General features: G+C 69.1%; 6 protein-coding genes. 4 read left to right on the top strand and 2 right to left on the bottom strand.

What is annotated here, in order from left to right; translation table 11 throughout:
- On the top strand, window positions 1–1,038 hold a 1,038-nt coding region (locus tag C665_RS14770), incomplete at its 5' end, for a VC_2705 family sodium/solute symporter (RefSeq protein WP_004318369.1).
- A 70-nt stretch (window positions 1,039–1,108) separates the two neighbouring features.
- Window positions 1,109–3,691: an ATP-dependent chaperone ClpB gene (gene clpB, locus C665_RS14765; protein WP_004318367.1), complete on the top strand. Its 2,583-nt coding sequence runs from the start codon at window positions 1,109–1,111 to the stop codon at window positions 3,689–3,691.
- A gap of 75 nt (window positions 3,692–3,766) precedes the next feature.
- Here the strand turns inward: clpB and C665_RS14760 are convergent, their stop codons facing one another.
- Window positions 3,767–7,048 (bottom strand): EAL domain-containing protein, encoded by a 3,282-nt coding sequence (locus tag C665_RS14760; RefSeq protein ID WP_004318362.1) that lies wholly within the window; start codon window positions 7,046–7,048, stop codon window positions 3,767–3,769.
- Window positions 7,049–7,199: 151 nt separating this feature from the next.
- Here C665_RS14760 and C665_RS14755 point away from each other — a divergent pair, with 151 nt between their 5' ends.
- On the top strand, window positions 7,200–9,095 hold the full coding sequence (locus C665_RS14755; protein WP_004318358.1) for a SurA N-terminal domain-containing protein: 1,896 nt from the start codon (window positions 7,200–7,202) through the stop codon (window positions 9,093–9,095).
- 159 nt (window positions 9,096–9,254) lie between these two features.
- Here C665_RS14755 and fabI read toward each other — a convergent pair whose 3' ends face one another.
- Window positions 9,255–10,052 carry an enoyl-ACP reductase FabI gene (fabI, locus tag C665_RS14750; protein ID WP_004318356.1) on the bottom strand — a complete coding sequence of 266 codons (798 nt, stop codon included), beginning with the start codon at window positions 10,050–10,052 and terminating at the stop codon, window positions 9,255–9,257.
- Between the two features lie 342 nt (window positions 10,053–10,394).
- On the opposite strand from fabI, the gene C665_RS14745 reads away from it, so the two are divergent.
- Window positions 10,395–12,586: ABC transporter substrate-binding protein (locus tag C665_RS14745; protein WP_370695920.1), on the top strand; the 2,192-nt coding region annotated here is incomplete at its 3' end.

Here is a 12,586-nt window from a genome sequence, read left to right as displayed (position 1 = left end):
CAGCGCGCGCGCGCCGAGGCGCTCGAGCGCGCCCGCCCGCCGCCGCGTCACGCCGAGGCGCATCCGGGCGCCACCGCGAGCGAGTCCGCCACCGCGCGCAACAACTTCCTCGCCCTGATGTTCGTGCTGATGGTCGGCACCGCGGCGCTGCCGCACATCCTGATGCGCTACTACACCACGCCCGGCGTCATGGAGGCGCGGCGCTCGGTGCTGTGGTCGCTGTTCTTCATCTTCCTGCTCTACGTCACCGCGCCGGCCTACGCGGTGTTCGCCAAGTGGGAGGTCTATAACAATCTGGTCGGCTCGAACATCGCGATCCTGCCCGACTGGGTCGCGTCGTGGGGCAGGGTGGGGCTGGTGCGCATCGAGGACCTCAACGGCGACGGCATCCTGCAACTCGCCGAGCTGCGCCTGAACACCGACGTGATCGTGCTCGCCACCCCGGAGATCGCCGGCCTGCCCTACGTGGTATCGGGCCTGGTCGCGGCCGGGGGGCTGGCCGCCGCGCTGTCGACCGCCGACGGCCTTTTGCTGACGATCTCGAACGCGCTGTCGCACGATCTCTACTACAAGGTCATCAACCCCAAGGCGAGCGCGCACCGGCGCCTGGTGATCTCCAAGTCGCAGCTGCTGGTGGTGGCGGTGGTGGCGGCCTGGGTGGCCTCGATGCGGCCGGACAACATCCTCTTCATGGTCGGCCTGGCCTTCTCGATCGGTGGCTCGGCCTTCTTCCCGGCGCTCGTGCTGGGCATCTTCTGGAAGCGCGCCAACCGCCCGGGGGCGGTCGCCGGCATGCTGGCCGGGCTGGCGGTCACGGTGTTCTACGTGGTGCGTACCCATCCCTTCTTCGGCGGCGCGATGGCGAACGCCTGGTTCGAAATCAACCCGATCTCGGCCGGCGTGTTCGGCGTGCCGCTCGGCTTTGCGACCATCGTCGCGGTCAGCCTGCTGACCAAGCCACCGCCGCAGGAGATCCAGGACCTGGTCGACTACGTACGTTACCCCGACATCCCGGGACAAAGCCGGCCGCATCTTTGAGCGCGCACTTGAAGCGCGCCGGATGCGCCCCACATAGGGTTCAGTTCAACGAATCCCGAGGATGACCTCCATGCGTTTCGACAAGCTCACCACCAAGTTCCAGCAGGCCCTCGCCGATGCGCAGAGCATCGCCGTGGGCAACGACCAGCAGTTCATCGAGCCGCTGCACGTGCTGCAGGCCCTGCTCGAGCAGGACGACGGCGGCAGTGTGTCGCTGCTGCAGCGCGCCGGGGTCAATGTCCCGCCGCTCAAGAATGCGGTCGCCAAGGCCGTCGGCCGCCTGCCCAAGGTGGAAGGGCACGGCGGCGAGGTCAGCATCGGGCGCGACCTCAACAACCTGCTCAACGTCACCGACCGTGAAGCGCAGAAACGCGGCGACCAGTTCATCGCCAGCGAGATGTTCCTGCTCGCGCTCGCGGACGACAAGGGCGAGGCCGGCCGCCTGCTCAAGGAGAACGGCCTGGCGCGCAAGGCGCTCGAGGCCGCGATCGAGGCGGTGCGCGGCGGCGCCAACGTGGGCAGCCAGGACGCCGAAGGCCAGCGCGAATCGCTGTCGAAGTACTGTCTCGACCTCACCGAGCGCGCACGAAGCGGCAAGCTCGACCCGGTGATCGGTCGTGACGACGAGATCCGCCGCGCCATCCAGATCCTGCAGCGCCGCACCAAGAACAACCCGGTGCTGATCGGCGAGCCGGGCGTGGGCAAGACCGCGATCGTCGAGGGCCTGGCGCAGCGCATCGTCAATGACGAGGTGCCCGAGACGCTCAAGGGCAAGCGCGTGCTCTCGCTCGACATGGCGGCGCTGCTCGCCGGCGCCAAATACCGCGGCGAGTTCGAGGAGCGCCTGAAGGCGGTGCTCAAGGAGATCGCCCAGGAAGAGGGGCGCATCATCGTGTTCATCGACGAGCTCCACACCATGGTGGGCGCCGGCAAGGCCGAGGGCGCGATCGATGCCGGCAACATGCTCAAGCCCGCGCTCGCACGCGGCGAGTTGCACTGCATCGGCGCCACCACGCTCGACGAATACCGCAAGTACATCGAGAAGGACGCGGCGCTCGAGCGCCGCTTCCAGAAGGTGCTCGTCGAGGAGCCTTCGGTCGAGGCGACCATCGCCATCCTGCGCGGCCTGCAGGAGAAGTACGAGATCCACCACGGCGTCGACATCACCGACCCGGCCATCGTCGCCGCGGCCGAACTGTCGCACCGCTATATCACCGACCGCTTCCTGCCCGACAAGGCGATCGACCTGATCGACGAGGCCGCGGCGCGCATCAAGATGGAGATCGACTCCAAGCCCGAGGTCATGGACAAGCTCGACCGTCGCATGATCCAGCTCAAGATCGAGCGCGAGGCGGTGAAGAAGGAGAAGGACGAGGCTTCGCTCAAGCGCCTGCAACTGATCGAGGACGAGCTCGCCAAGCTGCAGCGCGAGTACAACGACCTGGAAGAGGTGTGGAAGGCGGAGAAGGCCAAGGTCGCCGGCTCGGCCCACATCAAGGAGGAGATCGACGCGCTGCGCGCGCAGATGGCCGAGTACCAACGGAAGGGCCAGCTCGACAAGGTCGCCGAGCTGCAGTACGGCAAGCTGCCGCAGCTCGAGGGCCAGCTCAGGATGGCCGAGCAGGCGGGCCAGAATGCCGCGCCCAACAAGCTGCTGCGCACCGAGGTGGGCGCCGAGGAGATCGCCGAGGTCGTATCGCGCGCCACCGGCATCCCGGTGAGCAAGATGATGCAGGGCGAGCGCGAGAAGCTCCTGAAGATGGAGGACAAGCTGCACGAGCGCGTGGTCGGCCAGGACGAGGCGGTGCGCCTGGTGGCCGACGCCATCCGGCGCTCGCGCGCGGGCCTGTCGGACGAGAACCGTCCCTACGGCTCCTTCCTCTTCCTCGGCCCCACCGGGGTGGGCAAGACCGAGCTGTGCAAGACGCTGGCGAACTTCCTGTTCGATTCCGAGGAACACCTGATCCGCATCGACATGAGCGAGTTCATGGAGAAGCACTCGGTGGCGCGCCTGATCGGTGCGCCCCCGGGCTACGTCGGCTACGAGGAAGGCGGCTACCTGACCGAGCAGGTGCGGCGCAAGCCCTATAGCGTGATCCTCTTCGACGAGGTCGAGAAGGCGCATCCGGACGTGTTCAACGTGCTGCTGCAGGTGCTCGACGACGGTCGCATGACGGACGGCCAGGGCCGCACGGTGGACTTCAAGAACACCGTGATCGTGATGACCTCCAACCTCGGCAGCCAGATGATCCAGGCCATGGCGGGAGACGACTACGGGGTGATCAAGCTCGCGGTGATGGCGGAAGTGAAGACCTACTTCCGTCCGGAGTTCATCAACCGCATCGACGAGGTGGTGGTGTTCCACGCGCTGGATGAAAAGCACATCGCCGGCATCGCGAAGATTCAGTTGCAGTACCTCGAGAAGCGCCTGGCGCGGCTGGAAATGGGCATGGAGATCAGCGATGCGGCGCTCGCCGAGCTCGCGACTGCCGGCTTCGACCCGGTGTTTGGCGCACGGCCCTTGAAGCGGGCGATCCAGGAGCGCATCGAGAACCCGCTCGCGAAGGCGATCCTCGAAGGTCGCTTCGCCGCCAAGGACTGCATCCGGGTGGATGCCGAGGGCGGGCAACTGGTGTTCCGGCGCGCCGACTGAGGCGCGGCGCGCAAAGCCGCGCCCCGATCGCGCTTCGTCTCGTGCCTGCCGGCCCGTGGCGAAGCGCGATCGGCGTCATGCGATCGCCGCCGCCTGTTCCTCGAACCATGTGCCGAACTCCTCTACCCCCAGCGGCCGCGAGAACAGGTAACCCTGCATCGCGCGGCAACCCCGCTTGCAGAGGTAGCCGCGCTGGTCCTCGGTTTCCACGCCCTCGGCGACCACCTCCATGCCGAGGTCGCGGGCGAGCGACAGGGTGGCCGAGGTGATCGCGGCGTCTTCCGGATTGTCCGGCAGGCCGTCGACGAAGGAGCGGTCGATCTTCAGGCGGCGCAGCGGCAGGCGCTTGAGGTAGGACAGGCTGGAGTAGCCGGTGCCGAAATCATCCAGGGCCAGCGTCAGTCCGAGCGCCACGAGCTGGTCGAAGCTCGCCACCAGCTCGGGCGTCGCGTCCATCAGCGCGCTCTCGGTGATCTCCAGCTCGATCCGCGCCGGATCGGCGCCCGTCTCGCCCAGCACGCGCGCCACCGTGGCGACGAAGTCGCGCCGGCGGAACTGCAGCGCCGAGATGTTTACCGCCACGTCGAGCGGCGGCAGGCCGGCGTCGCGCCAGCGCACCTGCTGCAGGCAGGCTTCGCGCAGCACCCATTCCCCGAGCGGCACGATCAGGCCGCTCTGTTCGGCGAAAGGGACGAAGCGGTCGGGCGGGAGCAGACCCCGCTCGGGATGTTGCCACCGCACCAAGGCCTCGCAGCCGTACACCCGGCCGCTCGCCGCGTCGATCTGGGGCTGGTAGTGCAGGCGCAGATCGCCGCTCTCGATCGCCTTGCGCAGCTCGGCCTCGGTCTGCAGTCGGCGGGTCACGCGCTGGGTCATCTCGGGCAGGAAGAAGCGGTAGGCGTTGCGGCCGGACTCCTTGGCCTCGTACATCGCAGTGTCGGCGTGCTTGAGCAGCGTATCGATCTCGCCACCGTCGGCGGGGTAGAGGGCGATTCCGATGCTCGCGCCGACGCGCAGCGGCTGGCTGTCGATCTGCAGCGGGCGGGCGAGCGCATCGAGCACGCGCTCGGCAACGCGCGCCGGCTCTTCGGCGTGCGCGAGGCGCGACAACAGGATCACGAACTCGTCGCCGCCGATGCGGGCGACCAGGTCTTCCGCGCGTACGCAGCCGCCGAGGCGGCAGGCCACCTGGGCGAGCAGGCGATCGCCGGCGGCGTGGCCGAGCGAGTCATTGACCGTCTTGAAGTCGTCGAGGTCGAGGAACAGCACGGCGCAGCGGTCGTCATGGCGCGCGGCGTGCCGCAGCACGTCCTGGGCGTGGTCCTGCCAGGCGCTGCGGTTGAGCAGCCCGGTGAGCGGGTCGAAGCGGGCCAGGTAGCGGATGCGGGCTTCGGCCTCGCGCAGCGCGGTGACGTCCTGCGCGGTACCGCGGATACGCCGGAGGCGGCCGCCCACATGCTCGCCCTCGATGCGGAACTGCAGCGTGCGCATCGGCAGGCTGTCTGTGTTGCAGTCGAGCATGATCCGGCCCGGCTCCGTGGCGGCGCGCTCGAGCGCGTCGGTCAGGGCCGCGCGGCTGGCGGGGGCGATCGCGTCGATCAGGTCGGCGAGCGAGTTCAGGTCGCCTGCCGTGCTGTCGAGCAGCAGGTGGAGCTCGTCCGAGGCGTGCAGCCCGTCGCGTGCGCAGAGGGTCTCCCAGCTGCCGAGGCGGGCGATGCGCTGGGCGTCGATCAGTGCGGCGCGGCTTTCATGCAAGCGTACGCTCGCGGCCTGGAGCTCGGCGGTGCGGTGTTCGACCAGCGCCTGGATGCGGCGACGGTTGCCGGTGGTGATGAGCAGGAGCGCGCCGAGCATTGCGCTGGTGAGGACGCCGACCGCGATCGTGCCCCACGCGGCCCAGCTGCGTAGCTGTTCGATGTAGCGGGGCAGGGCGCGGGTGTGCAGCTCCCATCGACGACCGGCGAAATCGATGCTCGTGGTGCGCGCCAGGATCTCTTCCGGCCAGACCGACTCCTGTCCGCGATCGTCGCCGGCAAGCAGCGCCGACTCGGGCCCGGCGTCGCGGTCGGAGAGTCGCACCGCGATGCCCTGCGCCGCAGCCTGGCGTGAAACGGCTGCGAGCAGGTCGTCCATGCCCAGTGCCGCGGACACGACTCCGAGCGGGGCGCGGACCGGTGCAGGCGGCGAGGAGGCGAAAACGGCTTGATAGAGCACCACGGCATGCTGCTCCCCGTGCTCCTGCACCAGGCGCATGCGCGCGCTGGCCGCTGGCTGGCCGGTGGCCAGCGCGCGTTCGATCGCCTCGCCCGCGACCGGGAAGGACAGTGGATCCATGCCGAGCACGGCGTGGTTGCCCTCTTCGGGCTCGACGTGCGTGACCGGGAAATACTCGCGACGCTCGGTAGCAGGCGAAGTTTGTCCGGCGGGATCGCGGTCGAGGATGCGGTAATCGACCCGGTAGTCGCTCCGGATCCCCTCTTCGAATGCCGCGCGCTCAGCGTGTCTTACGTAAGGGTTCCAGGTGAAGCTGCGCGTGCCCGGGTGCAGTCGCATCCAGGGTGCGACGAACTCGTGGAAATCGGCGCGCGAGACCTGGTCGCTCGCGAGCAGCAGGCGCTCGATCGAACGCACCATGTCGACCCGTTCTTCGAGGCGCTTCTGCAGCAGGGCGGAGAGATGGACGCTGTCGCGCTCGAACTGCGCCCGCACGCGCGAATCCTCCCAGCTCACCACCTGCCGGTAGGCGAGGGCGAGCAGCACGAGCGCGATCGACATCGGCAGCGCGACGCCGAGTCTGCGCTGGCGCCAGTCCTGCGTCGGGCGACCAATGAACACCAGGGTGAGCGGGGTGGCGACGAGCATGCCCAGGGTGTCGCCGGTCCACCAGGTCCACCAGTTGAAAAGCGCGTCGGATGCCGGGATCACCGCCGCCCAGACCAGGGCGGAGACGCCGATCGTCGAGCACACCAGCCCGCTCAGCGGCATGCAGATGCCGAGGAAGCGCATCACCGAGCCGGCCGTGTCGAGCGTGTCGCCGGGCGCGAGCAGCCGGCGCGCGAGCAGGACGCCGACCACCGCCTGCAGGGTGGCGCCTACCGGGACGGCGAGCGGACCGAGCGGATTCCAGCCTGCGCTGCCGAGCAGCGGCCAGGCGGTGGCGAGCTGGATCAGGGCCGACCCTGCGAACACCGCAGGCCACAGGCGCAGTCCGAACACGAACAGCGCGGCGAGTGCGATACCGGCCGGTGGAAAGAAGGGGGCGGTGTAGCCCGGTGGGATGGCGAGATGGAGGGCGGGATAGCCGACCGCCCAATAGGCCAGGGCGAGGACGACTGCGGGGAGAGGGCTTGCGCGCATCCGCGCAGTATATTGAGCGCCGTTCCCTGCGCGCTGTGACGGATGGCATGCCGCGGACCCGAAGCCGGACCGATGCGCTAAACTGCGGAACTTTTCGCGCCGGGATCCTGCCACACGGCTGCATTTTTCTGTCCTTTCCACGGAATACGAGATGTTCGAGGCTGTTCGCAACAATAAACGCGTCGCCCAGGTGATCCTGGCGCTCCTGATCGTCCCCTTCGCCTTCTTCGGCATGGACGCCTACTTCAGCGACTCGGGTTCGGCGAACGAGGCCGCGCGTGTCGGCGGCACCACCATAGGCGCATGGGAGTTCGACCAGGCCCTGCGCGAGCAGCAGGACCGCCTGCGGCAGGACGGCGGGGGCCAGGTCGACCGTGCGCTGCTGCAGTCGGCCGAACTGCGGCGAGCCGTGCTCGAGAACCTGATCAACCAGCGCGTGCTCGCGCTCTACGCCGCCGAGAACCGTCTCGTGGTGACGCCGCAGCAACTGCAGGAGACCATCGCCGGCGTGGCCTCCTTCCAGGAAAACGGCAGCTTCTCGCTGCAGCGCTACGAGACCCTGCTGCGTGCCCAGGGCATGACACCCGCGACTTTCGAGGCGCGCCTGGCGCAGGACGTGCGGGTGCAGCAGATCGTCGCGGCGGTCGGCGACGCCGGCATCGTTCCCCAGGCATCGGCGCGGCGCTTCCTCGACGCCCAGCTGGAGTCGCGCAGCGTGCGCGAGTTCCGCCTCTCGGCGAAGGCCCTGGCGGCCGACGTCAAGGTGGACGACGCGCAGGTCAGCGCCTACTACGAGGCCAACCCGACGCGCTTCGAGCGCCCGGCGCGGCTGCAGGCCGAATACCTGGTCTTCGACCGCGCGGCGGTCGAGCGTGGCGTCGAGGTCGCGGACGACGCGGTGCGCGCCTTCTACGACGGCAATCCGCAGCGCTTCGGCGTGCCCGAGGAGCGCCAGGCTCGTCACATCCTGCTCGCCCTCGACCAAGGCGCCGAGCAGGCCGAGGTCGATCGCGTGATGGCCGAGGCGCGAGCGCTCGTCGAGCAACTGCGCGCCGATCCCGCGCGCTTCGCCGCCCTCGCGAAGGAGAAGTCGCAGGATCCGGGCTCGGCCGGCAACGGCGGCGATCTCGGTTTCTTCGCCCGCGGCGTGATGGTCGGCGCCTTCGAGGACGCGGTGTTCGGTCTGCAGAAAGGCGTGATCGGCGAGCCGGTGCGCAGCGACTTCGGCGTGCACATCGTCGAGGTCACCGACATCAAGCCTTCCTCGGTCAAGCCCTTCGAGGCCGTGCGCGCGGAGATCCTCGCCGAGCTGCGCGCCCAGGAGGCCGGTCGTCGTTTCGCGGAGCTGGCCGAGCAGTTCTCCAACACGGTGTACGAGCAGCCCGACAGCCTGCAGCCCGCGGCCGAGGCGCTCGGCCTCAAGACCGCCACCACCGACTGGATCAGCCGCGACTCCGCCCCGGCGCCGCTCGCCGACGAGCGCGTGATCTCGGCCCTGTTCGGCGACGAGGCGGTGCAGAAAAGCCGCAACACCGAGGCCATCGAGATCGGCAACGGCACCCTGGTGTCGGCGCGGGTCAAGGCCTTCGAGCCGGCGCGCCGGCTGCCGCTCGACGAGGTCCGCGAGCGCATCGTCGAACTCGTCCGCATCGAGCAGGGCCGGGTGAAGGCCACCCGTGCGGGCGAGGAGATGCTGGCCGCGCTGCGCAGGGGCGAGCAGCCCGCAGCCCGCTGGGGCGAGGCGCGCAAGCTGCAGCGTGGTGCCCCCGGGCTGCCGGCGGCGGCCATGCAGGCGGTGTTCTCGGCGTCGGCCGAGACGCTCCCGGTGCACGTCGGCGTGCAGTCGACCGAGGGCGACTACGTGCTGTACCGCATCGAGGCGGTCGAGCGCGCGCAGATCGGCGACGCGGACCCGCGCGTCGCCGCGGTTACGGGACAGTACAAGCAGCTCCTGGCCGGGCGCGACTTCGGCGCCTTCCTGAGCGAGCTGCGCCAGCGCTACGAGGTCACGATCAACCCGACGGCACTGCAGGTCGAGCCGCGCTGATTCCCAGCGGATCCCCGCATGCTCCGCCACTCGCCCGTGCGGCGAGGGCAGCATGGAAACAAAAAGCCCGGTGTCGAAACCGGGCTTTTTTGTGCCGTCCGCCGAGGCTCGGCAGGCGGATGCGGCGGCTGCCGCGCAGCGCCGTCCGCCGCGATATCCTTACTGCGGCAGCGGCAGCGCGTTGCCGAGCGCGGTGGTGTTGAAGCCGCCATCCACGTACATGACCTCGCCGGTGATGCCGCTGGCCAGGTCCGAGCACATGAAGGCGGCGGCGTTACCCACTTCCTCGATGGTCACGTTGCGGCGCAGCGGGGCGTTGTGCTCGTTGAAGGCGAGCAGCTTGCCGAAGCTGCCGATGCCCGAGGCCGCGAGCGTCTTGATCGGGCCGGCGGAGATCGCGTTGGCGCGGATGCCTTCCGGGCCGAGGGTGACGGCGAGGTAGCGCACCGAGGCTTCCAGGCTGGCCTTGGCGAGACCCATGATGTTGTAGTTGGGCATGGTGCGCACGGCACCCAGGTAGGACAGGGTCAGCACGCTGGCGTTGCGGCCCTGCATCATCGGGCGCGCGGCCTTGACCAGCGCCGGGAAGCTGTAGGTGCTGACCTCCTGCGAGATGCGGAAGGCCTCGCGGGTGAGGCCGTCGAGGAAATCGCCCTCGAGTGCCTCGCCGGGGGCGAACGCGATCGAATGCACCAGCGCGTCGAGGCCGTCCCAGTGCTGCCCGAGCTGCTCGAACAGGCCGGTGATCTGCGCGTCGTCCTGAACGTCGAGCGGGAAGATCAGGCTGCTGCCGAAGTCGGCCGCCAGCTTGGCGACGCGGTCCTTGAAGCGGTCGTTCTGGTAGGTGAAGGCGAGCTCGGCGCCTTCACGGTGCATGGCCTTGGCGATGCCGTAGGCAATCGAACGGTTGCTGAGCAGACCGGTGATGAGGATTCGTTTGCCGGCGAGAAAGCCCATGAGAAATGACTCCGAATGACAAGACGGGGATTATAGCGAAAAACCGTCAAAACCCTTCGACGGACGGGACTTTCGCCCGCGCGGGGGGATGGAAGGAGGCGACGGAGCCGGTAGGGCAGGCCATGTTTCGTCGAGGCGGGCGGGTCACGGCTGCGGGTCCGAGGCCGTGTGCAGATCGCAAGCGCGTGCGAAACCTGCCAGAATCCGCGCTTTCATCGAAGCTTCCGCGTGCCCGTGCGCCGGTTCTCCTGCCCTCTCCGGACCCCCGGCCGCCCCGGCCCGATCCGCCCTGCGCACCCGCGCAGGGCGGGTGCGTCGTTACGTTCCGCGGCTGCGCTGTTGATCGCCTGCCTGGCACTCGCGGCCTGCGGCCCGGTGTGGAACGACCCCTATCCGGTGGCCGAGCGCGGGGAACACATCCTGTACACCGCCTTCACCGAGCGCCCCAAGCATCTCGATCCGGTGCAGTCCTACAGCGAGGACGAGGCGAGCTTCCTGTACCAGATCGTCGAGCCGCCGCTGCAGTACCACTACCTGAAGCGCCCCTATGTGCTCGAGCCCGCCACCGCCGAGGCCATGCCGAGCCTGCGCCGGCTCGACGCTGGCGGCCGCGAGCTGCCCGCGAACGCCGACCCGGCCAAGGTGGTGCGTACCGTGGTCGAGGTGCGTATCCGCCCGGGCATCCTGTACCAGCCCCACCCGGCCTTCGCCCTCGATGAGGATGGCAGCCCGCGCTATCTCGGCCTTGGCGAGGCCGACCTGCGCGCAGTGCGGGGTCTCGGCGACTTCGCCGCGACCGGCACGCGCGAGCTCGAGGCGCGCGACTACGTCTATCAGATCAAGCGTCTCGCCCATCCGCGCCTGCACTCGCCGATCTTCGAGCTCATGGCGGAGTATCTGCCCGGGCTCCAGGAGCTGCAGGCCGGGCTGGTTGCGGCAACCAAGGAAGGCGGGGCGAGCGGTGCCGCGGCGAAGGACGATCCGCCCGGCTGGCTGGATCTCGACCGCTTCGCGCTGCCCGGCGTGGAGGTGGTGGACCGCCACACCTTGCGCATCACCCTGCAGGGCGCCTATCCGCAGTTCCTGTATTGGCTTTCGATGCCCTTCTTCAGCCCGGTGCCGCGCGAGGTGGACCGCTTCTTCGCCCAGCCCGGCATGGCCGAGCGCAACCTGACGCTGGACTGGTGGCCGGTGGGCACCGGGCCGTACATGCTGGTCGAGAACAACCCCAACGCGCGCATGGTGCTTGCGCGCAATCCGAACTACCGCGGCGACGCCTATCCCTGCGCGGGCGAGTCCGGCGATGCCGAGGCCGGGTTGCTCGGCGACTGCGGCAAGCCCATGCCATTCATCGACAAGGTGGTGTTCTCGCGCGAGCGCGAGGGCATCCCATACTGGAACAAGTTCCTGCAAGGCTATTACGACGCCTCGGGCGTGTCTTCGGACAACTTCGACCAGGCCGTCAGTCTCACCAGCCAGGGCGAGGTGACGCTCTCGGACGACATGCGCGACAAGGGCATCCGCCTGCTCACCTCGGTGTCGCCGTCGATCTTCTACCTCGGCTTCAACATGCTCGACCCGCTCGTGGGCGGCGGCGCCTCGAAGGCGGAGAAGGAGCGCGCGCGCAAGCTGCGCCAGGCGATCTCGATCGCGCTCGACATGGAGGAGTTCGTGTCGATCTTCCTCAACGGCCGCGGCCTGCCCGGCATGAGCCCCTTGCCGCCGGGCATCTTCGGCGCGCGCGCGGGACGGGCGGGGATGAACCCGGTGGTGTACGAGTGGCAGGGCAGCGAGGCGGACGGCCGTCCCGTGCGCCGTGGGGTCGACGAGGCGCGCCGCCTGCTCGCCGAGGCCGGCTGGCCAAATGGACGCGATGCGCAGACCGGCGAGCCGCTGGTGATCCACCTCGACACCACGCCCGGCGGGCTGGGCGACAAGGCGCGCTCCGACTGGCTGGCGAAGAAGTTCCGCGCGCTGGGCGTGCAGTTCGTCGTGCGGCCGACCGACTTCAATCGCTTCCAGGACAAGATCCGCCAGGGTAACGCACAGCTCTTCTTCTTCGGCTGGAACGCAGACTACCCCGATCCGGAGAACCTGCTCTTCCTGCTCCACGGCCCGCAGGGCAAGGTGAAGTTCAACGGCCAGAACGCGGCCAACTACGAGAACCCGGAATACGATGGGCTGTTCGAGCGCATGAAGGCCATGCCCGACGGCCCCGCGCGCCAGCAGATCATCGACCGCATGGTGGCGATGCTGCAGCACGACGCGCCGTGGATCTTCGCCTTCCACCCGATGTCGTATTCGCTGCAGCATGGCTGGGTGCTCAACCGCAAGACCGGGGCCATGGTGCGCAACACCATGAAGTACCAGCGCATCGACCTCGAGCGCCGTGCCGCTGCGCGCACGGAGTGGAACGCGCCGGTGACCTGGCCGCTGCTGCTGGTGGCGGCGCTGCTCGCCGCGCTGGTGGCGCCGGCGGCGATCCACTGGCGCCGGCGCGAGACCGCGACCGCGGCGCCGGGCGCGGCCGGGTC

The organism is Thauera aminoaromatica S2 (assembly GCF_000310185.1).
Classification (GTDB): domain Bacteria; phylum Pseudomonadota; class Gammaproteobacteria; order Burkholderiales; family Rhodocyclaceae; genus Thauera; species Thauera aminoaromatica.
Note: the sequence above shows the minus strand (reverse complement) of the source record. Positions and strands in the feature narration are given on the sequence as shown.

What these genes read in the sequence shown, in the direction of transcription:
- C665_RS14755 (WP_004318358.1), top strand. Translation starts at nt 7,200, where the DNA reads ATGTTCGAGGCTGTTCGCAACAATAAACGCGTCGCCCAGGTGATCCTG.
- clpB (WP_004318367.1), top strand. Translation starts at nt 1,109, where the DNA reads ATGCGTTTCGACAAGCTCACCACCAAGTTCCAGCAGGCCCTCGCCGAT.
- fabI (WP_004318356.1), bottom strand. Translation starts at nt 10,052, where the DNA reads ATGGGCTTTCTCGCCGGCAAACGAATCCTCATCACCGGTCTGCTCAGC.
- C665_RS14760 (WP_004318362.1), bottom strand. Translation starts at nt 7,048, where the DNA reads ATGCGCGCAAGCCCTCTCCCCGCAGTCGTCCTCGCCCTGGCCTATTGG.